General features: G+C 70.1%; 18 protein-coding genes and 1 pseudogene. 13 read left to right on the plus strand and 6 right to left on the minus strand.

Annotated features, from left to right (window positions below):
• Nucleotides 1-839 (minus strand): DUF4192 family protein (locus VFF97_RS13965; protein WP_325034103.1); only part of this gene is annotated, 839 nt, incomplete at its 3' end.
• Nucleotides 840-951: 112 nt separating this feature from the next.
• Here VFF97_RS13965 and VFF97_RS13970 point away from each other — a divergent pair.
• The 3 genes from VFF97_RS13970 to VFF97_RS13980 all read left to right on the plus strand — a co-directional run bounded on the left by VFF97_RS13970 (nucleotide 952) and on the right by VFF97_RS13980 (nucleotide 3,483).
• Nucleotides 952-1,134, plus strand: a complete 183-nt coding sequence (locus VFF97_RS13970) for a hypothetical protein (RefSeq protein WP_325034104.1) — start codon at nucleotides 952-954, stop codon at nucleotides 1,132-1,134.
• Nucleotides 1,135-1,199: 65 nt separating this feature from the next.
• A complete protein-coding gene (cls, locus tag VFF97_RS13975) occupies nucleotides 1,200-2,666 on the plus strand; it encodes a cardiolipin synthase (RefSeq protein ID WP_325034105.1) in 1,467 nt (488 codons plus the stop codon).
• Nucleotides 2,667-2,745: 79 nt separating this feature from the next.
• A complete protein-coding gene (locus tag VFF97_RS13980) occupies nucleotides 2,746-3,483 on the plus strand; it encodes a hypothetical protein (protein ID WP_325034106.1) in 738 nt (245 codons plus the stop codon).
• A 1-nt stretch (nucleotide 3,484) separates the two neighbouring features.
• Here the strand turns inward: VFF97_RS13980 and VFF97_RS13985 are convergent, their stop codons facing one another.
• Together VFF97_RS13985 and VFF97_RS13990 are read right to left on the minus strand one after the other, a co-directional pair.
• A complete protein-coding gene (locus VFF97_RS13985) occupies nucleotides 3,485-4,435 on the minus strand; it encodes a hypothetical protein (RefSeq protein WP_325034107.1) in 951 nt (316 codons plus the stop codon).
• A gap of 1 nt (nucleotide 4,436) precedes the next feature.
• Nucleotides 4,437-4,925, minus strand: coding sequence for a GNAT family N-acetyltransferase (locus VFF97_RS13990; protein WP_325034108.1), 489 nt, complete (start codon nucleotides 4,923-4,925; stop codon nucleotides 4,437-4,439).
• Between the two features lie 90 nt (nucleotides 4,926-5,015).
• Here VFF97_RS13990 and rlmN point away from each other — a divergent pair, with 90 nt between their 5' ends.
• The 3 genes from rlmN (at nucleotide 5,016) to VFF97_RS14005 (ending at nucleotide 10,313) form a co-directional block, all read left to right on the plus strand.
• Complete coding sequence (gene rlmN, locus VFF97_RS13995) at nucleotides 5,016-6,287, plus strand: 23S rRNA (adenine(2503)-C(2))-methyltransferase RlmN (protein WP_325034109.1); 1,272 nt, start codon at nucleotides 5,016-5,018, stop codon at nucleotides 6,285-6,287.
• Between the two features lie 199 nt (nucleotides 6,288-6,486).
• Entirely contained in the window at nucleotides 6,487-8,220 is a 1,734-nt protein-coding gene (locus tag VFF97_RS14000) for an ABC transporter ATP-binding protein (RefSeq protein WP_325034110.1), read from the plus strand.
• Entirely contained in the window at nucleotides 8,217-10,313 is a 2,097-nt protein-coding gene (locus VFF97_RS14005) for an ABC transporter ATP-binding protein (protein ID WP_325034111.1), read from the plus strand. The genes VFF97_RS14000 and VFF97_RS14005 overlap by 4 nt, the downstream gene beginning before the upstream one ends.
• A gap of 77 nt (nucleotides 10,314-10,390) precedes the next feature.
• On the opposite strand, the gene VFF97_RS14010 is transcribed toward VFF97_RS14005, so the two are convergent.
• From VFF97_RS14010 to VFF97_RS14020, 3 genes are read right to left on the minus strand one after another with little or no spacing between them, the layout of a single operon-like run.
• Complete coding sequence (locus VFF97_RS14010; protein ID WP_325034112.1) at nucleotides 10,391-10,849, minus strand: helix-turn-helix domain-containing protein; 459 nt, start codon at nucleotides 10,847-10,849, stop codon at nucleotides 10,391-10,393.
• Between the two features lie 18 nt (nucleotides 10,850-10,867).
• On the minus strand, nucleotides 10,868-12,490 hold the full coding sequence (locus tag VFF97_RS14015) for a polyketide antibiotic transporter (protein WP_325034113.1): 1,623 nt from the start codon (nucleotides 12,488-12,490) through the stop codon (nucleotides 10,868-10,870).
• The gene (locus tag VFF97_RS14020) at nucleotides 12,487-13,446 is read right to left on the minus strand and encodes an ABC transporter ATP-binding protein (protein WP_325034114.1); all 960 of its coding nucleotides are present in this window, start codon (nucleotides 13,444-13,446) and stop codon (nucleotides 12,487-12,489) included. The genes VFF97_RS14015 and VFF97_RS14020 overlap by 4 nt, the downstream gene beginning before the upstream one ends.
• A 122-nt stretch (nucleotides 13,447-13,568) precedes the next feature.
• Here VFF97_RS14020 and VFF97_RS14025 point away from each other — a divergent pair, with 122 nt between their 5' ends.
• The 7 genes and pseudogenes from VFF97_RS14025 to VFF97_RS14055 form a co-directional block, all read left to right on the plus strand.
• Nucleotides 13,569-14,579, plus strand: a complete 1,011-nt coding sequence (locus VFF97_RS14025) for an aldo/keto reductase family protein (RefSeq protein ID WP_325034115.1) — start codon at nucleotides 13,569-13,571, stop codon at nucleotides 14,577-14,579.
• Between the two features lie 13 nt (nucleotides 14,580-14,592).
• Nucleotides 14,593-15,069, plus strand: coding sequence for an NUDIX domain-containing protein (locus VFF97_RS14030; protein ID WP_325034116.1), 477 nt, complete (start codon nucleotides 14,593-14,595; stop codon nucleotides 15,067-15,069).
• 180 nt (nucleotides 15,070-15,249) lie between these two features.
• Entirely contained in the window at nucleotides 15,250-16,701 is a 1,452-nt protein-coding gene (locus tag VFF97_RS14035) for a dicarboxylate/amino acid:cation symporter (RefSeq protein WP_325034117.1), read from the plus strand.
• Between the two features lie 87 nt (nucleotides 16,702-16,788).
• Nucleotides 16,789-17,625 carry a TIGR03620 family F420-dependent LLM class oxidoreductase gene (locus tag VFF97_RS14040; protein ID WP_325034118.1) on the plus strand — a complete coding sequence of 279 codons (837 nt, stop codon included), beginning with the start codon at nucleotides 16,789-16,791 and terminating at the stop codon, nucleotides 17,623-17,625.
• Nucleotides 17,626-17,695: 70 nt separating this feature from the next.
• Nucleotides 17,696-18,067, plus strand: a complete 372-nt coding sequence (locus VFF97_RS14045; protein ID WP_325034119.1) for a VOC family protein — start codon at nucleotides 17,696-17,698, stop codon at nucleotides 18,065-18,067.
• Nucleotides 18,064-18,570, plus strand: coding sequence for a hotdog fold thioesterase (locus tag VFF97_RS14050; RefSeq protein ID WP_325034120.1), 507 nt, complete (start codon nucleotides 18,064-18,066; stop codon nucleotides 18,568-18,570). The genes VFF97_RS14045 and VFF97_RS14050 overlap by 4 nt, the downstream gene beginning before the upstream one ends.
• Before the next feature lie 264 nt (nucleotides 18,571-18,834).
• A pseudogene (locus VFF97_RS14055) lies at nucleotides 18,835-19,464 on the plus strand (GntR family transcriptional regulator); the annotation flags it as partial.
• Between the last annotated feature and the right edge of the window lie 155 nt (nucleotides 19,465-19,619).

Genomic DNA, 19,619 nt, shown 5'->3' on the forward strand with positions numbered 1-19,619 from the left:
GCGAGCTCGGCCGGGTACGGCTCGCCCTTCTCCCACCGCAGCTGCGCGGCGAGCGCCTCGTCGCCCCGCTGTGGTCCGGCGGTCCACCCCACGAGCGCGATGTCGCGCAGCGCGGGTCGCGAGAGGCACCACGCCGCCGTCGCGGCATCGAACGGGTCGAGCTCCGAGGCGTCCCACGCGAGCATCCCCTCGAAGAGCGCCGGCAGGTCATCGAGAGCCACGGCGGCCTCGAGCGCTCGCGGATCGACGCGCGTGGACTCGTCGAGCGCCGCGTCCGTGCACAGGACCGCCACCGCCTCGGCGAGCGCCGCGAGCGCGGACGCCACGGCCGAGGCATCCGTCTCATCGACCTCGGGAAGCTCGCTGCCCGACCACTGGTCGCCGTCGGGCTCGGCGAGCCGCTCGGCGCCGGACGGGTCGATCTCGAGCTCGTCGAGTGATCGCGGCGCGGGCTCGGGTCGCACGAACGAGTCCCAACCGTCGTCCGCGACGCACAGCGCGTCGACGATCCCCAGGCCGCACGCGTCGCCCTTCGACACGAGCGCACGTGCGAGCTCGTCACGGGGCGGTGTGCCGTCGGCGTCGAACGACGCGTCGTCGAACACGACGAGTGCGACGGAATCGGCGGATGCCACGCGGCACACCATGCCGATGCACGTCGCCGCGTACGCCTCGATGTCGGCGCCCTCGTCCGGAAGGTCGAGGCGCATCGCGCCGAGCGTCCGCGTGCGTGCGAACGGCACGAGCACGAGACTGCGCCGCGGACGGAAGCCGAGCATGCGGGGGAGCAGGGACAGGAACTCCGCGGCGCTGCCCGCGGTGATGATCGTCGTGGTCATACGGCGACGATCCCCGAGGCGGCGGTCGCGGCATCCGCGATCCCACGGTCGTGGGTGAAAGGCCGTGTCAGGCGCGGGGCTGTGCAGGAGGCGTCGCCGGTATCCTTGATCCGTGGACAACTACTGGCTCGCCGTGATCTGGTCGCTGCTGCCGACCGTCGTGGTCAGCGCCATCTTCTTCTTCGTCCTGCGCAGCGTGGTCCGCGCCGACCGCAACGAGCGACGCGAGTACGCGCGCATCGAGGCCGAGGAGCGCGCCAAGCGCGGACTTCCGCCCGTCGCCGACGCGAAGTGAGCCTCCCCGTCCCGTGACGGTCCCTCCCACTACGCTGGTGATCTCGGCTGGGGGAAGGGGGATCCGTGATCAGCATCACGTTCGACGCGAGCTGGTGGCTGATCATCGTCTTCGTCTTCGACCTCGCGATCCGCATCGCGGCGATCATCGTCGTGCCCCGCAACCGGCGTCCGACGGCGGCGATGGCGTGGCTGCTCGCGATCTACTTCATCCCGCTGATCGGCGTCTTCCTGTTCCTGCTGATCGGCAACCCGCGGCTGCCGCGCAAGCGCCGGCTCAAGCAGGAGCGCATCAACGCGTACATCCGCGACACGAGCGCCTCGCTCGAGCTCGGGTCGCTGCGGCCCGGTCAGCCCGACTGGTTCACGTCGATGGTGACCCTCAACCGCAAGCTCGGCGCGATGCCGATCACGGGTGACAACGCCGCGCACCTCATCTCCGACTACCAGTCGAGCCTCGACGCGATGGCGGAGGAGATCCGCACCGCCGAGAAGTACGTCCACGTCGAGTTCTACATCTTCCAGTCCGACGACTCGACCGACAACCTGTTCCGGGCGATGGAGGAGGCGTGCGCGCGCGGCGTGACCGTGCGGGTGCTGCTCGACCACTGGGCGAACCGCGGCAAGCCGTTCTACAAGGAGACGCTCAAGCGCCTCGACCGCATGGGCGCCCAGTGGCGGCTCATGCTCCCGGTGCAGCCGCTCAAGGGCAAGTACCAGCGCCCCGACCTGCGCAACCACCGCAAGCTCCTCGTGGTCGACGGCGCGGTCGCGTTCATGGGGTCGCAGAACGTCACGGACTCGACCTACAACCTCAAGAAGAACATCCGCCGCGGACTCCACTGGGTCGACCTCATGGTGCGCTTGGAGGGGCCGGTCGTGGCATCCGTCAATGCCGTGTTCCTGTCGGACTGGTACAGCGAGACCGACGAGGTGCTCACCGACGAGATCGACCTGTTCGACGTGAAGTCCGGGCCCGGCGACCTCGATTGCCAGATCGTGCCGTCAGGGCCCGGGTTCGAGTTCGAGAACAACCTGCGCCTGTTCGCGGGCCTCATGTACTACGCGCAGCGCAAGGTCATCATCGTGAGCCCGTACTTCGTCCCTGACGAGGCGCTGCTGCTTGCGATCACCACCGCGTGCCACCGCGGTCTGGACGTGCAGCTCTTCGTGTCGGAAGAGGGCGACCAGGCGATGGTCTACCACGCGCAGCGCAGCTACTACGAGACCCTGCTGCGCGCGGGGGTGCGCATCTGGATGTACCGCAAGCCGTTCATCCTGCACGCGAAGTCCATGACGATCGACGACGAGGTCGCGATCATCGGGTCGAGCAACATGGACATGCGCTCGTTCGGTCTCAACATGGAGATCTCGATGCTCGTGCGCGGCACCGAGTTCATCGACGAGATGCGCGAGGTCGAGCAGCGATACCGCGACCTCAGCCGAGAGCTGACGATCGAGGAGTGGGAGAAGCAGCCGCTGCGCTCGACCGTCCTCGACAACCTCGCGCGGCTCACGTCCGCTCTGCAGTGACGGATGCCGCGGCATCCGCGTTATCGAGCCGTGATCGGACTCCCTGGCGACGTTCGGCCGGCTCCGGGATGATCGAGGCATGTCTCCGACTCGCCGCGTGACCCTCGCCACCGCCGCCCTGATCTTCGCCGCGCTGCTCGGCGGGTGCGCCACGAATCCCGGCGCGGTGACCCCGTCGCCGGCCGATGAGACGGCGGGCGAGTCACCCGCGAACGGATCGGATGCCGACGTCGAGGCGGCGTGGCTCGACGGCGGACGGATGGTCGGCATCGTGACGCAGGGGTCGTCGACGTGTGTGCCGGTGGCCGACGACGTCGAATTGGCGGACGGCGTGCTGAGCGTGACGCTCGTCGTGCCCGGCGACCGCGCCCAGCCGTGCACGCGCGACCTCGTTCCGCGTGTGACGCTCGTCGGCCTGCCGGAGCCCGTCGACCCGTCGGCCGGCCTGCGCATCGTCGTGAAGGGGGACGGCGTCGAGGACGACACGGACCTCGACGGCGTCGACCTGCCGACGCCCGACGGACCGACCGACTACCAGCCGAGCGCCGGATGGACCGACGAGGACGGTCAGTTCGTCATCCTGACGTGGGGCTCGTCGTCGTGCCCACCCGTCATCGAGGACGTGCAGGCGACCGGCGAGGCCGAGATCACCGTCACGTTCCAGGAGCCGCCCGCCGACCAGGTGTGCACGATGGACATCGGGCCGCGCGGCAACGTCGCCCAGGTCGACGGTCTCGACGACGACTCCGACGTCGAGCTCGTGCTCACCGGAGGGGGAGCGGAGTTCGACGGCATCCGCATCCCGATCGTCGGCTGATTCAGCGTGGCTGCGGCGTATCGCCGATCATGACGATGACGGCGTTGGTGCCGCCCCACCAGAAGCCGAGTCGCTGCCCGGGCGTCATCTCCTGGGGCCGCTCGTCGGCCGGGATCCACGCGTAGGGGATGGGTACGACGAGCGCGCTCTCGCTGCGCAGCACGGCCGGCACGCAGCGCCCCCGCGCGCGCTCCTCGCGCGTCACGACGACGCAGTGCTCGCGCTGGAGCGCGCCATCGGCGCCGGCGATCCACAGGTCCCAGCCGTAGTACTCGCCGAGCGGCTCGACCCATTGGATCGTGCCGCTCGTGGGCACCTCGGGCGCATCGGAGTCGGGCAGGTCCACGAAGCTGCCGAACGATCCGTCGAGGGGGATCCGCAGCAGGATCTTCGACGTGAGGTCGCGCGTGAACGAGTACGCCTCGGGGGCTTCCACGTAGTCGACCTCGGTCGCGGGACCCGCGTCGCGAAGCAGGCTCTGCACGATGCTCGACCCGATCACGGCGGCGGCCACGACGGCGACCGCGATTCCGGCCACGATCAGCGTGCGGCGACGGGAGCGCGTCGACGTAGGTGCTTCGGCGGGAGGTTCGGTCGCCGAGCTGGGCGACGCGGGCGAACCGGATCCCCCGCCCCCGCCCTCGCGCGGACCGCTCGGCACCGCGGTTGCAGCCTCCGCGGGCCGCGCGAGCACCTGCACGCCCGCGGGCCCCGCGTCCTCCGAACCCGTGGTCTCACCCGCGGCGCGGACGTCGTACGCCGTGCCTCCGGTCGAGGCATCCGCCGCGGGACCGGCCTCACTCGCGGCGCGAGCGCTCTGCGCGTGCTCGGCGCGCACCCTGTCCTCGAGCTCGATGAGGCGTGCGAGCTCGTCCGCTCCGAGGGTTTCGGCCGCGGGGCCGTACGCCCGGCGCCTCAGCGCGTCGAGCTCGGCCCGCTCCGCGGCATCCATCTCACCGCTCCCCGCTCCGCCCGTTGAGCGGCTTGCGGAGGAAGACCTGCTCGACGCCGTCGTCGCCCGGCACGCGCTGCGACTCGCGGTAGCCCTCGCGAAGGTACAGCCGGAGGTTCGCCTCGCTGAGCGAGCCGGTGAACAGCTCGGCGACGGATGCGCCGGCATCCGCCCCTCTCCGTTCGACCGCGGCGAGCAGCCGCGACCCGATGCCGCGGCCCTGCACGTCGGGCGCGATGACGAGCCGCCCGATGAGCAGCAGCTCGCCGTCGCGCTGCGCCCGCACGGCGCCCACCATCCGCGGGCCGAGATGCGCGACGAACCCGAGGTTCTCCCGAAGCTCGGACTCGAGCGACTGGAGCGTCTGCGTGAGGGCGGGCAGCGACGGCGTGTTGTAGATCCGCGCCTCCTGCACGAAGGCGGCGCGCTGGAGCGTCAGCACCTCGCCCGCGTCATCGGCACTGATCTCGCGGATCGTCACGTCGGCCACCTTCTCACGGTAGACCCGGCGCGGCGCGCGCGGGAGAGCGCGATCGGGTCCACCAGGCTTCGCGCAGGCGCGTCGCCTACCCTGGAATCCATGACTTCGTCGCGCCCGCCTGCCCGTGAGACGCGTCCGGCGACCCCGCGGGTGCGCGAGACGGCCCAGGTTCGCCCGGCCACCGAGGGGTGGACGCAGAAGAAGGACGCCGAAGGCCGCCCGCTCCTGCAGTTCGCGAGCCCGAAGCGCGGCAAGCCTCCCGTGCACCTCGCCGACCTCACGCCCGCCGAGCGGGTCGCGAAGGTGACCGAGCTCGGCATGCCCGGGTTCCGCGCGAAGCAGCTCGAGAAGCACTACTTCACGCACTGGACCCATGACCCCGCGGAGATGACCGATCTTCCCGCGGCGGGCCGCGAGGAGTTCGTGCACGGCATGCTGCCACCGCTGCTCACCGAGGTGCGGCGCCTCGAGACCGACTGCGGCGACACGATCAAGTTCCTCTGGAAGCTGCACGACGGAGCACTCGTCGAGTCGGTGCTCATGCGGTATCCGGGGCGCATCACGCTGTGTGTGTCGTCGCAGGCCGGATGCGGCATGAACTGCCCGTTCTGCGCGACGGGCCAGGCCGGTCTCACGCGCAACATGTCGGCGGCCGAGATCATCGAGCAGGTCGTGCGCGCGAACCGTCTCATCGCCGACGGAGGACTGGGCGACCCGCGCCGCGTCGGCCACGAGGGAGAGCGCGTCACCAACATCGTGTTCATGGGCATGGGCGAGCCGCTCGCGAACTACGCGCGCGTCATGCAGGCCGTGCGGGTCATGGTCGACAAGGAGCACGGACTCGGCATGAGCGCGCGCGGGATAACGGTGTCGACCGTCGGTCTCGTGCCCGCGATCACGAAGCTCGCGAACGAGGACATCCCGGTGACGTTCGCGCTGTCGCTGCACGCGCCCGACGACGAGCTGCGCGACGAGCTCATCCCCGTGAACTCACGGTGGAAGGTCGACGAGGCGCTCGACGCCGCGCGCGCCTACTTCGACAGAACCGGCCGCCGCGTCTCGATCGAGTACGCCCTCATCAAGGACATGAACGACCACCCCTGGCGCGCCGACCTCCTCGCGGAGAAGCTCAACGCGCGCGGTCGCGGGTGGGTGCACGTCAATCCGATCCCGCTCAATCCGACGCCGGGATCGATCTGGACGGCATCCGAGCGCGACGTGCAGGACGAGTTCGTGCGCCGCCTCAACGACGCCGGCATCCCGACCACGCTCCGCGACACGCGCGGCAAGGAGATCGACGGGGCCTGCGGACAGCTCGTCGCCACCGAGGACGACCAACGGGTCGCCGCGGTGACGCCGCTCGAGGTGTGAGGCTGGCGTAACGCGATATATCGTGTTGCCGTGACGACGGATGCCGCGGCCGAGGCATCCGCTGCTGAATCGTTTCGCCCTCGGTGAACGCACCTGATGAATGTCTGTGGTGCGTGCCAGGGTTGAATCCGCATCCCTTCAACTCGTGGCCCCTTCGCGGGCCTCGTCGTCTTTCCCCTCGCCGCCCCCGGGAGTCATCGTGCTGGCCAAGCTCCTCGTCCGCTATCTCAAGCCCTCCGTGTGGCTGCTGCTGGGAGTGCTGCTGTTCCAGTTCGCCTCGGCACTCGCGATGCTGTACCTCCCGAGCCTCAACGCCGACATCATCGACAACGGCCTGTCGCGCGGCGACACCGAGTACATCTGGCGCACCGGCGTCCTCATGCTCACGGTCTCGCTCGGGCAGATCGTCGCGTCGATCATCGCGACCTACCTCGCGGCGAAAGCCGCCATGCGCGCCGGCCGCGACCTGCGAGACGACATCTTCGCGCGCGTCTCCGGCTTCTCCGAGCGCGAGGTGACCGGCTTCGGCGCAGGCTCGCTCATCACGCGCAACACGAACGACGTGCAGCAGGTGCAGATGCTCGCGATGATGGCGGCGACGTTCCTCGTCTCGGCGCCGCTGCTGGCGATCGGCGGCATCATCCTCGCGATCGAGCAGAGCGTGAGCCTCTCGTGGATCATCGCGGTCGCGGTGCCCGTGCTGCTGGTCGTCGCCGCGCTCATCATCAGCCGCATGGTGCCGCTGTTCCGCACCTACCAGCTGAAGCTCGACGCCGTGAACCGTGTGATGCGCGAGCAGCTCACCGGCATCCGCGTCATCCGCGCCTTCGTGCGCGAGCCCATCGAAGAAGAGCGGTTCCGCGAGGCGAACACCGACATCATGGTGGTCGGTCGCAAGGTCGGGTCGCTGTTCGTCGTGCTGTTCCCGGCCATCATGCTGATCCTCAACGTGACCGTCGTGGGCGTCATCTGGTTCGGCGGCATCCAGGTCGACGCGGGCGAGGTGCAGATCGGCACGCTCTTCGCGTTCATGCAGTACGTCATGATCATCCTGTCGGGTGTCATGATGGCGAGCTTCATGACGCTGATGATCCCGCGCGCTTCCGTGTCGGCCGAGCGCATCGGCGAGGTGCTCGAGTCGCAGAGCACGCTCGAGCGACCCGCGCACGGCGTGGTCGAGCAGCCCGAGCCCGGCACGGTCGAGTTCCGCGATGTGACGTTCACCTACCCGGGGGCCGAGCATCCGATCCTGTCGGGTGTGAGCTTCCGGGCCGAGCCCGGCCAGACCGTCGCGATCGTCGGCTCCACCGGCGCCGGCAAGACGACGCTCGTGTCGCTCATCCCGCGGCTGTTCGACGTCACGGGCGGCGCGGTGCTCGTCGGCGGCGTCGACGTGCGGCAAGCCGACCTCGACGCGCTCTGGAGCACGATCGGCCTCGTTCCGCAGCGGCCGTTCCTCTTCTCCGGGACGGTCGCGACGAACCTGCGGTTCGGCCGCGAGGAAGCGACGGATGCCGAGCTGTGGCGCGCGCTCGAGATCGCGCAGGCGAGCGACTTCGTGAGCCAGATGGAGGGCGGCCTCGACGCGCGCATCGCGCAGGGCGGCACCAACGTGTCGGGCGGCCAGCGGCAGCGGCTCGCGATCGCCCGGGCGATCGTGCACAACCCGCGCGTGCTCGTCTTCGACGATTCGTTCTCGGCACTCGACCTCTCGACCGATGCACGGTTGAGGCAGGCGCTGTGGAGGGAGCTGCCCGACGTCACGAAGATCGTCGTCGCGCAGCGCGTCTCGACGATCACCGACGCGGATCGCATCGTCGTGCTCGACGACGGCGGCGTCGTCGGCCTCGGCACGCACGACGAGCTGCTCGAGACGTGCCAGACCTACCAGGAGATCGTCGAATCCCAGCTCGGAGTGGAGGCGGCTCGATGAGCACCGACAAGACAGCCACCCGCCGCGGCCGCCGGGCCGAGCGCGAGCTCACCGAAGAGGAGAAGCTCGAGCTCGAGCTCGCCGAGCAGGCGCGCCTGGCCGCCGACGACTGGAGTGGCGGCGTCGCGCCCGGCAAGGCCGCCCACTTCTGGCCCTCGTTCCGCCGGCTCATCGGCCTGCTCAAGCCGCACGCGTGGGCGTTCGGGTTCGTGTCGCTCCTCGGCGCGATCGGCGTCGTGCTCGCCGTGCTGTCGCCGAAGGTGCTGGGCGAGGCGACGAACATCCTCTTCGAGGGCGTCGTCTCGTCGCTCGCTCCCGCGGGTGCCACGAAGGAGCAGGTCGTCCAGGGCCTCATCGACGCCGGTCAGCAGGACCTCGCGAACATCGTCGAGGCGATGCAGAACTTCGTGCCCGGCGCCGGCGTGAACTTCCTCGCGCTGAGCCGCGTGCTGCTGCTCGTGCTCGTGCTGTACTTCGCGTCGTCGCTCCTGATGTGGCTGCAGGGCTACGTCATCAACGTCATCATGGTGCGCACGATGTGGCGCCTGCGCGAGCAGGTCGAGGCGAAGATCAACAGCCTGCCGCTTCGCTACTTCGACCGTGTGCAGCGCGGCGAGGTCATCTCGCGCGTGACGAACGACATCGACAACATCACGCAGATGATGCAGCAGTCGCTCTCAGGCGCGCTCACGAGCGTGCTCACCGTGGTCGGCGTCCTCATCATGATGCTGTCGATCTCGTGGCAGCTCACGCTCGTGGTGCTCGTGAGCTTCCCGCTCATGGGCATCCTGTTCGGTGTGATCGGTCCGCGCTCGCAGAAGGCGTTCGGCATCCAGTGGCGCAAGGTCGGCCGCCTCAACGCGCGCGTCGAGGAGTCGTTCTCGGGCCACGCGCTCGTCAAGGTGTTCGGTCGCGAGCAGGCCGCCCGCGAGGCGTTCCGCGAAGAGAACGAGGAGCTCTACCAGGCCTCGTTCAAGGCGCAGTTCCTCGCGAACATCATGCAGCCCGCGATGATGTTCATCGGCAACCTCACGTACGTCGGCATCGCGGTGTTCGGTGCGCTCATGGTCGCCGCAGGCCAGCTGCGGCTCGGTGACGTGCAGGCGTTCATCCAGTACTCCCAGCAGTTCACGCAGCCGCTCGCGCAGCTGGGCGGGATGGCGGCGGTCGTCCAGTCCGGCACGGCGTCGGCCGAGCGCGTGTTCCAGTTCCTCGACGAGGATGAGCAGGAGCCGGATGCCGCCGACGCACCCGCGCCGGTGGAGGGCGACGGGACGATCGAGTTCCAGGACGTCGCGTTCTCGTACTCGCCCGAACGCCCGCTCATCCACGACCTGTCGTTCCGCGTCGAGCCGGGGCAGACCGTCGCGATCGTGGGGCCCACGGGTGCCGGCAAGACGACGCTCGTGAACCTCATCATGCGGTTCTACGAGCTCGACGGCGGCCGCATCCTCCTCAACGGGCAGAACATCGCCGAGCTCACCCGACGCGACATCCGCGCCAAGACCGGCATGGTGCTGCAGGACCCGTGGCTGTTCGCCGGCACGATCCGCGAGAACATCCGCTACGGGCGCGCCGACGCCACCGACGAGGAGATCCTCGAGGCTGCGCGCGCGACGTACGTCGACCGGTTCGTGCACTCGCTGCCCGACGGCTACGACACGCTCCTCGACGAGGACGCGTCGAACATCTCGGCGGGCGAGCGTCAGCTCATCACGATCGCGCGCGCGTTCGTCGCGCAGCCGTCCGTGCTGATCCTCGACGAGGCGACCAGCTCGGTCGACACGCGCACCGAGCTCCTGCTGCAGCACGCGATGGCGGCGCTGCGAAAGGGACGCACGTCGTTCGTGATCGCCCACCGTCTCTCCACGATCCGCGATGCCGACCTCATCCTCGTGATGGAGAACGGCGGGATCGTCGAGAAGGGCACGCACGACGAGCTCATCGCCGCCGAGGGCGCGTACTACCGGCTGTACAACTCGCAGTTCGAGCAGGCGGCGATCGACCTCGACGAGGAGTTCCGCGTCGAGGCCGAGGAGGCGACCGCCCGCGCCGAGGGCGAGCCGGCCGACGAGACCGCGCCCGTCAATTGACCCCGTCGGCGGTGGGTCTGCCGTGAGGCCCACCGCCGGCGTCGGCGCTCGACTCGAGGCCGCTCGAGGCCGGCGGTTCAGCGGCGGCGGTTCTCCCACTCCTCGACGAGTTCGGGCATCCGCTCGGCGAGGTACCGCAGGAACGCGGCCATGTCACGTGCGCGCGACACGGATGCCGGGGCATCCGTGTTCTCGTCCGCGATCGTGTCGAGGTACTCGCCGAGCTTCGCATAGAGCGGCGCGTTCGCGATGACCATCGAACGCCACCCGTCGTCCATCAGGTCGTAGCGCGCGAGGCGATCGCCGGGCTTCGAGAGCCTCTGGATGATGCGCATCGACTGCAGGTACCGCACGGCCCCCGAGACCGCGGCGGCCGACACCCCGAGTCGATCGGCGAGCTCCGCGGCGGTGTAGCCCTCGTCCGGGGATCCGACCAGCGCCATCATGACCCGCGCCGGCATCCGCGGCATACCGGCCGCGGCCAGCATGGCCGCGCCCTGCTCGGCGGCGTCGATCCCCGCGTGCTCGTCGCTCATGCTCCCCCCTCCCCGAATCTATCCTCCTGTCGCGAGCTCTCGACGACGCATGAGCCCGAGCGAGGCGACGGCTCCGACCGCGACGGCGCCCACGAGCCACCAGAGCCCGCGCACGTCGATCGTGTCGCCGTCGACGATCGGCGTCACGGCGACCGGTGACACCCTCACGAGCCACTCGGGGAACCCGAACAGCGGACCGAAGAGACCCAGCGTCATGCCGAGGACGACCAGCGACCACCCGAGCGGGATGGTGATGCGCGGCGCGAGCACGAAGGCGAGCGCGGTCGCGACGAGGAAGACGGATGCGCCGATCGCCTGCCCCGCGCCGGTGACGACGACGGTGAGCATGAGGTCCCAGTCGCCGCCGCGCGCGGCGATCCCGAGCGCGGCACCGCCGATGGCGGCCGCGACGACGAGCAGGATTCCGACCGCGGCCACGACGAGGTAGTCGGCGAGCCAGCGCACGCGCGCGACCGGCGCCGAGAGGACGATCTCCGCGGTTCCGTGCGCCTCCTCCTGACGTGCGCGGCACACGACCTGCACCGCGCAGCACGCGGCGAGCACTCCGAGCATCGTGAAGAACGTCGTGATCGTTCCCTGCTCGACGCTTCCGTCGCCGGAGATCTGGCGGACGATCTCCTCGATCGCGGGGTTCGACGCGCCCACCTCCTCGACGATCGATGCGAGCGACGTCGACATGACCCCGGCGATGAGTCCGCCGACGACCCAGCCGATGATGGCCCCCCGCGTGAGCCGCCACACGAGCGCGGTCGGCGATGACAGGGCGACGGATGCCTCGGTCCGCCCGCGCCGCGCGGGGATGAAGCTCTCGCCGAGGTCGCGCGCCGCAGCGAGGGCGATCGTCGACCCGGCGAGCACCAACCCCACGCCGACCCCCAGGAGCACCGGCCACCAGAGGTCCTCGTCGAAGGCGCGGGTGTTCTCTGCCCATCCGAACGGCGACGCCCATGCGAGCCCCGAGCTCTCCACGCGGGAGAGGTCGTCGCTCGGCGTGCCGATCGCGTTGCCGATGCCCGATACGAGGAAAGCCGCGAGCGTGATCCACACCGCGGTCGCGTTCGCGGCGCGCGACGTGCGCAGAAGCTGGGCGCACACGAGTCCGACGCCGAGGAAGCACGCCCCGACGCAGGCTGCGGCGGCGCCCGCGACGACGGCTCCGGCGGTGTCGAGGCCCACCGCGATGTAGGCGAGGGCGACGAGAGCACCCAGCACCACGTTCGCCCCGATGCCGTGGAGGGCGGTCGCGACGACGGGCATCATGCGTCCCGCCGGTGTCGCCGACACGAGCTCGGCCCGCCCGGCCTCCTCGTCGCCGCGCGTGTGCCGCACGGCGAGGAACGTGCTCATGAACGCGGCCAGCAGCGCGAGCCACGGCATGATGAGGAACACCATGAAGGCGCCCTCGTCGGGGCCGGACGGAAGCCCGCGGAAGAGCAGGATCACAGGGTTCGCGACCGCCGCCGCGAGCAGCGACGCGCGCTCCTGCTCCGAGCCGTAGGACTGGGAGACGCCGACGTACGACAGGTACGCGAGAAGGCCCGTGCCGGCCGTCCACATCAGCAGTTGGCGCCAGTCGCGCCGCACGCGCTGCGCCCACAGTATGCCGAGCGCCACGGTCATCGCCCCGCTGCCGCCGACGTCACGCGCTCGTGCTCGCCTTCGCCGTTCCGCTCGGCGGCGACGTCCTCGCCGTAGTGCCGCAGGAACAGCTCCTCGAGCGTGGGCGGCTGCACGCGCAGGCCGGCCACTCGCCTCCGGGCCAATTCGGGCAGCACGGATGCCAAGGCGTCGCTGTCGACCGTGAAGCGGGCGCGGCCGGCCTCGAACGCCGGATCGTGGGCGCCCACGATGCCGTCGAGCGCGGTCGAGTCGGCCGCCTCGAACGACACCTCGGTGCGGGTGAGATGGCGCAGGTCGGCGAGGGTTCCGGACTCGACGATGCGGCCCGCACGGATGATCGAGACCCGATCGCACAGCTGCTCGACCTCCGACAGGATGTGGCTCGAGAGCAGGACCGTCGCTCCCGCGTCCCGCACGCGGGCGACTTCGCGCCGGAAGACGACGTCCATGAGGGGGTCGAGGCCGCTCGTGGGCTCGTCGAGCACATAGAGGTCGGCCGGTACGGCGAGAGCCGCGATGAGGGCGATCTTCTGCCGGTTGCCCTTCGAGTACGCGCGGCCCTTCTTGCGCGGGTCGAACTGGAACGCCTCGAGCAGCCGCTGCTTCTCGGCGCGGTACACGGCATCGCGACGCGAGGCGCCGCGCAGCCGTGCGAGGAAGTCGATCGCCTCTCCGCCGGAGAGGTTCGGCCACACGCTCACGTCGCCCGGTACGTACGCGATGCGACGGTGGAGCGCGACGGCGTCGCGCCACGGATCGCGGTCGAACACGCGCGCCTCGCCGCTCGTCGCGCGTGCGAGGCCGAGGAGCACCCGGATGGTCGTCGACTTGCCGGCGCCGTTCGGTCCGAGGAAGCCGTGAATCTGTCCGGACGAGACCTCGAGGTCGAGTCCGTCGAGCGCGCGCACGCGCCCGTAGTGCTTGTGCAGTCCGCTCGTGCGGATGACTGTCGTCATGTCGGCTCACACTACGCGGATTTCACGAATTTGTGAATAGTGCGAAGCGAGTCCCGCAGAGTGGGCGTCGCACGACGTAAGGCGGCGATTCGGGCATCCGCTTCGCCATTACGTTTGTGCGCATGGTTCAGCATCGGTACCTCGGAAACAGCGGATTCAAGATCTCGGAGATCACGTACGGCAACTGGCTGACGCACGCGTCGCAGGTGGCGAACGAGGCCGCGATCGCGACCGTGCACAAGGCGCTGGACCTCGGCATCACGAGCTTCGACACGTCCGACAACTACGCGAACACCGCTGCCGAGTCCGTGCTCGGCGAGGCGCTCAAGGGGCAGCGGCGCGAGTCGCTCGAGATCTTCACGAAGGTGTACTGGCCGACGGGGCCCATGGGTCCGAACGACCACGGCCTGAGCCGCAAGCACATCCTCGAGTCGATCAACGGCTCGCTCAAGCGTCTCGGCACCGACTACGTCGACGTCTACCAGGCGCACCGCTACGACTACGAGACACCCCTCGAAGAGACGATCCAGGCCTTCGCCGACATCGTCCGTCAGGGCAAGGCGCTGTACATCGGAACGTCCGAGTGGACCGCCGAGCAGCTGCGCGAGGGTCACGCGCTCGCCAAGAGCTACGGCGTGCAGCTCATCTCGAACCAGCCGCAGTACTCGGCGCTGTGGCGCGTGATCGAGGGCAAGGTCATCCCCACGAGCGAGGAGCTCGGCATCTCGCAGATCGTATGGTCGCCGATGGCGCAGGGCGTGCTGAGCGGCAAGTACCTGCCCGGTCAGCCGCTGCCCGAAGGGTCGCGTGCGACCGACGAGTCGGGTGCGAACTTCATCAAGCGGTTCCTCGCCGACGACGTGCTCGAGGCCGTGCAGCGGCTCAAGCCCATCGCCGCCGATGCCGGCCTCACGATGCCGCAGCTCGCGATCGCGTGGGTGCTCGCGAATCCGAACGTGTCAGCGGCGATCGTCGGGGCGTCTCGCCCCGAGCAGCTCGAAGACACCGTCAAAGCGTCGGGCGTCGCGCTCGACCCCGCCGTCAAGGCCGCGATCGACGAGACTCTCGCCGGCGTCGCGATCACCGACCCGCAGAAGACGTACGAGTCCTCCCCGAAGGCGCGACTGACCTGACATCGTAGGAGCCATGGCCGTCACGAGCGCGGGGATCCTGCTGTACCGGCTGAATGACGGTGCCCCCGAGGTGCTCATCGCGCACATGGGCGGCCCGTACTGGGCGTCGAAGGACGAAGGCGCGTGGTCGGTGCCGAAGGGCGAGTACGACGAGGGCTCCGAGTCGGCGCTCGACGCGGCCAAGCGCGAGTTCGGTGAGGAGCTCGGCATCGACCCGCCCGAGGGTCCGTTCGCCGAGCTCGGGACGTTCCCGTACTCCTCGGGCAAGCGCGTCACGGTGTTCATCGCCGACGGGGCGGACTTCGAGCTCGAGGGCCTCGAATACGGCGAGTTCGAGCTGGAGTGGCCGCCGCGGTCGGGGCGCACGCAGACGTTCCCCGAGGTCGACCGCGTCGAATGGGTGGGCTTCGACGAGGCGCGGGAGAGGCTCGTGAAGGGACAGCGCCCGGCGATCGACCGGCTCGAGGAGCACCTCGCAGAGGCTTCATGACAAGGGGGCGGATGCCGCGGCATCCGCCCCCTTCTCCCGTTCACCGGGCGTCGTGTGACGTCACGCAGCGTCACACAGCACCTGCCGCCTGTCAGGCATTCGTACGATCGTCACCGGTTTGCCCGCCGGAGCCCTTCCCCAGGTTCCGCCCCATCCCCGCGGGCACGAACACGGAGAACCATGAGCAACCCCACCGCGTCCGCCGCAGCGGACACCGAATCCGCGTCGAAGCGCTTCTCGCCGCGCAGGCTGCTCGGCAGCTTCGGCTTCCAGATCCTCGTCGCCCTCGTGCTCGGCATCGTGCTGGGCCTGGTCGCCCGTGGAATCGGGCCCGACGCCGAGGGCGCGCCGAACGGCCTGGCCGCGACGCTCGACGTCATCGGCTCGTCGTACGTGACGCTGCTGAAGGCCGCCGTCGTGCCGCTCATCTTCACGGCGATCGTCGCGAGCATCTCGAACCTCCGCCGCGTCCGCAACGCCGCGCGCCTCGCGGGCCAGACGCTGCTGTGGTTCGCGATCACGGCGCTCATCGCCGTGACGATCGGCATCGTGCTGGGTCTGGTGATCCAGCCCGGCTCGCGCGCCGGCGCGGGTCTCGAGCCGAGCGACCCCTACACCGTCGGCTCGTGGTGGAACTTCCTCATCGGCCTCATCCCGCAGAACTTCCTCGGCCTCCAGGTGTCGTCGAGCTTCGACGCCGAGGCCGGAGCGGTCGCCTCGTCGGTCGGCTTCAACGTGCTGCAGGTCATCGTCGTGTCTGCCGTCATCGGTCTCGCGGCCCTGCGCGTCGGCAAGAAGGCCGAGCCGTTCCTGTCGTTCGTCGAGTCGACGCTCAAGGTCATCCAGCGCGTGCTGTGGTGGATCATCCGGATCGCCCCGATCGGCACGCTGGGACTCATCGGCAGCGCCGTCGTGAAGTACGGCTGGGAGAAGCTCGCATCGCTCGGCTGGTTCGCGATCGCGATCTACATCGGCCTCGCGCTCGTCCTGTTCGCGGTGTACCCGATCCTCGTGAAGTCGCACGGCCTCTCGATCCGTCAGTATTTCTCCGGCGCATGGCCGGCGATCCAGCTCGCGTTCGTGAGCCGCTCGTCGATCGGCACGCTTCCCGTGACCGAGCGCGTCACCGAGCGCAACCTCGGTGTGCCGAGCGCGTACGCCTCGTTCGCCGTGCCCTTCGGGGCGACGACCAAGATGGACGGCTGCGCCGCCATCTACCCGGCGATCGCCGCGATCTTCGTCGCGCAGTTCTTCAACATCGAGCTCTCGCCGCTGCACTACGTGCTCATCGCGGTCGTCTCGGTGTTCGGCTCCGCCGCGACCGCCGGCACGACGGGTGCGACCGTCATGCTGACGCTCACGCTGTCGACCCTCGGCCTCCCGCTCGAAGGCGTCGGCCTGCTGCTGGCGATCGACCCGATCCTCGACATGGGCCGCACCGCGGTCAACGTCGCGGGCCAGGCGCTCGTGCCGACGATCGTCGCCAAGCGCGAGGGCATCCTCGACGAGAAGCTCTACAACGCTCCGCGTCAGGGCCTTCCGTTCCTCGACGACTCCGCGGAGGACACCCCCGAGGTGGACCTCGACGCCGAGATCGCGGCGCACGACGACCAGGTGCACGCCGGACGCTGATCCGGCCCCGTCGCGCGGGCGCGGCATCCGTCTTCCACAGAGCGAGACGGATGCCGCGCCCGTCCCGTTTCCGGCAAGACTGAGAGCATGACCGAACTGCCGCATCCCCTCGGAGCGTTCGGCGTCTGGCGCCGCCGCGACGGCCTCACGCCCGAGTTCGCGAGCAACGTCGAACGCCTCGGCTACACGACCCTGTGGATCGGCGGATCGCCGGGCGCCGACCTCGCCGAGGCGGAGGCATGCCTCGACGCGACAGAGAGCCTCGTCGTGGCGACCGGCATCGTGAACATCTGGCGTGCCGCCCCGCGCGAGGCGGCCGCGTCGTTCCATCGGCTGGAGGCGCGGCATCCGGGTCGCTTCGTACTCGGCATCGGGTCGGGCCATTCCGAGGCCGACCCGCGCCGGGCCAAGCCGCTCACCGCGATGCGCGAGTACCTCGACGCGCTCGACGCCGAGGGGGTGCCCGCGGGGCGCCGCGTGCTCGCCGCGCTCGGACCCAAGACCCTGCGGCTCGCGGCCGAGCGCACGCTCGGCGCGCACCCGTACCTCACGCCGCCCCGCCACACGCGGTGGGCCCGCGAGATCCTCGGGCCGAACGCGCTGCTCGCGCCCGAGCAGATGGTGATCGCCGAGACGGATGCCGCAACCGCCCGCGCCGTCGGACGCCGGATCCTGCGCCGCTACCTGGCCCTCGAGAACTACGCCGGCACGCTGCGGAAGTCGGGCTACGGCGACGACGACCTCTCGGGCGACGGCAGCGACCGACTCGTCGACGAGCTGACGCCGTGGGGCGACGCGGCCGCGCTCGCCGCGGCGGTGCGCGCCCACCTCGATGCGGGCGCCGACCATGTGTGCGTGCAGGCGCTGCCCGCCGACGGCGACGTGGTGCCCGCGCTCGCTGAGCTGCGCAGGGCACTCGCGTAGGCTCGCAAGGGGTTGTCGCGCCCGGTTCGAGGCGCGAGACTGTGCGAGTTCCATCCACGAGAGGACGACCATGGCCCACGGCGACATCACTCACGTCGACATCCCCGTCACCGACTTCGCGAAGGCGACGGAGTTCTACTCGCGCCTGTTCGGGTGGCAGATCGCCGATGTCCCCGGCTTCGAGGGATACCCGATGTGGCAGGCGCCCAACAAGATCAGCGGAGGCGCCCTCGCGCAGCGAAGCGAGGGCTTCACGCAGCCCCGGTCGTACGTCGAGGTCGACTCGATCGACGAGGTCATCGCGATGGCCCGCGCCTCCGGCGGTTCGGTCGCGGTCGAGAAGTCCGAGATCACCCCGACGAGCTGGTGGGCCGCGATCGTCGACCCCGACGGCAACGTCATCGGGCTGTTCGAGGGCACGACCGAGGTCGAGGAGTCGTGACGCAGGGGCTCCACGACGGGGTCACCGCAGAGTCGGAGCGGAAGGGCGTGTGGTTCGGCGACATCTCGTCGGTCGACTTCGACGCGATGGCCGAGCAGACGCTCATCCGCAACCTCGGCATCGAGATCGTCGAGATCCGCGATGACGCCCTGGTGGGGCGGATGCCGGTCGACCACCGCACCGTGCAGCCCGCGGGCGTGCTGCACGGCGGGGCATCCGTCGCGCTCGCCGAGACCCTCGCGTCGTGGGCGGGGTTCCTCGCGATCGACCGCGAGCGATTCCACGTCGTCGGGCAGGAGATCAACGCGAACCACATCCGCCCCCTCACGAGCGGATGGGTCGTCGGCACGGCGAAGCCGGTCAACATCGGTCGGCGGGCCCACGTGTGGGAGATCCGCATCGTCGAGGAGGGCACCGGACGACTCGCGTGCATCTCGCGATGCACGCTCGCCGTGATCGAGCAGCGCAGCACGTACGGGCGGCCGGGGGAGCGGGGCGCGTAGCGCCGGGCGCCTGCGTGCACCGGCCCCTCGACGGCGTTCCCGCGCCGCTCTTTCGCCCGGATCAGGACATCTGGTGACCGCAGGACGATTCGCGCGGGATCGGCCTGTTCAGGCCGGATGTCCTGATCCGGTAAAGAGGCGCTGCACCCGCGACGTCCCGTGTCGACTGGTCGTGTATACGTTGCGCCCGCCAATAACCCCCTGATGAGGCATCCGAAGGCCTTTGTGTATACACTGAGGACCGGCCGACGAAGGGGGTGACCGATGCGCGCGAGCGACCGCGCCTACCGCACCCTGCTCGACGAGATCCAGACGGGTGCCCTCCCGCCCGGCGCCGTGCTCGCCGAGGTCGAGCAGGCGACGCGCCTCGGAGTGAGCCGCACGCCCCTGCGCGAAGCGCTCGGACGTCTCGCGGCGGACGGGCTCGTCGTCCAGCAGTCGCCTCGCGTCACGGTGGTCGCCGACGTCGACGCCGACGACATCCGCGCCCTGTTCGAGGTGCGTCGCGCGCTCGAGGAGTCCGCCGCCCGGACGGCCGCGCAGCGCGGCGACGGCGCGGAGTTCGCGACCCTCGCCGAGGAGTTCGCCGCGGCATCCGTCGACGGTCCTGACGCGACCGACGACTACTACGCCCTCATCGCCCGCTTCGACGCGGCCCTCGACGCCGCCGTCGCGAACGACTACCTCACCGCCGCGCTGCGGACCGTGCGCACGCACCTCGTGCGGGTGCGCCGGCTCGCGCGCGACAACCCCGAGCGGCTCGCGGCGTCGGTCGCCGAGCACCGGCTCATCGCGAGTGCGATCGCCGCAGGCGACGCCGAGCTCGCCGCGCACGCGACGCACGTGCACCTGCACAACGCGCTCGCGAGCATCCTCGCTTCGCTCGACCACACCGCTTCGACAGGCTCAGCGACCGGGGCGGGTGCTGGGTCCGGCGACGCTTCGACAGGCTCAGCGACCGGGGTCGGTGCTGGGTCCGGTGACGCTTCGACAGGCTCAGCGACCGGTGGGATGGCGGGCACAGGGCCGGTTCCCGAGCTTGCAACTTC

This window comes from Microbacterium sp. (assembly GCF_035687345.1).
Taxonomy (GTDB): Bacteria; Actinomycetota; Actinomycetes; order Actinomycetales; family Microbacteriaceae; genus Microbacterium.

What these genes read in the sequence shown, in the direction of transcription:
- VFF97_RS13980 (WP_325034106.1), top strand. Translation starts at nt 2,746, where the DNA reads ATGTCTCCGACTCGCCGCGTGACCCTCGCCACCGCCGCCCTGATCTTC.
- VFF97_RS13985 (WP_325034107.1), bottom strand. Translation starts at nt 4,435, where the DNA reads ATGGATGCCGCGGAGCGGGCCGAGCTCGACGCGCTGAGGCGCCGGGCG.
- rlmN (WP_325034109.1), top strand. Translation starts at nt 5,016, where the DNA reads ATGACTTCGTCGCGCCCGCCTGCCCGTGAGACGCGTCCGGCGACCCCG.
- VFF97_RS14005 (WP_325034111.1), top strand. Translation starts at nt 8,217, where the DNA reads ATGAGCACCGACAAGACAGCCACCCGCCGCGGCCGCCGGGCCGAGCGC.
- VFF97_RS14010 (WP_325034112.1), bottom strand. Translation starts at nt 10,849, where the DNA reads ATGAGCGACGAGCACGCGGGGATCGACGCCGCCGAGCAGGGCGCGGCC.
- VFF97_RS14015 (WP_325034113.1), bottom strand. Translation starts at nt 12,490, where the DNA reads ATGACCGTGGCGCTCGGCATACTGTGGGCGCAGCGCGTGCGGCGCGAC.
- VFF97_RS14020 (WP_325034114.1), bottom strand. Translation starts at nt 13,446, where the DNA reads ATGACGACAGTCATCCGCACGAGCGGACTGCACAAGCACTACGGGCGC.
- VFF97_RS14025 (WP_325034115.1), top strand. Translation starts at nt 13,569, where the DNA reads ATGGTTCAGCATCGGTACCTCGGAAACAGCGGATTCAAGATCTCGGAG.
- VFF97_RS14030 (WP_325034116.1), top strand. Translation starts at nt 14,593, where the DNA reads ATGGCCGTCACGAGCGCGGGGATCCTGCTGTACCGGCTGAATGACGGT.
- VFF97_RS14035 (WP_325034117.1), top strand. Translation starts at nt 15,250, where the DNA reads ATGAGCAACCCCACCGCGTCCGCCGCAGCGGACACCGAATCCGCGTCG.
- VFF97_RS14040 (WP_325034118.1), top strand. Translation starts at nt 16,789, where the DNA reads ATGACCGAACTGCCGCATCCCCTCGGAGCGTTCGGCGTCTGGCGCCGC.
- VFF97_RS14045 (WP_325034119.1), top strand. Translation starts at nt 17,696, where the DNA reads ATGGCCCACGGCGACATCACTCACGTCGACATCCCCGTCACCGACTTC.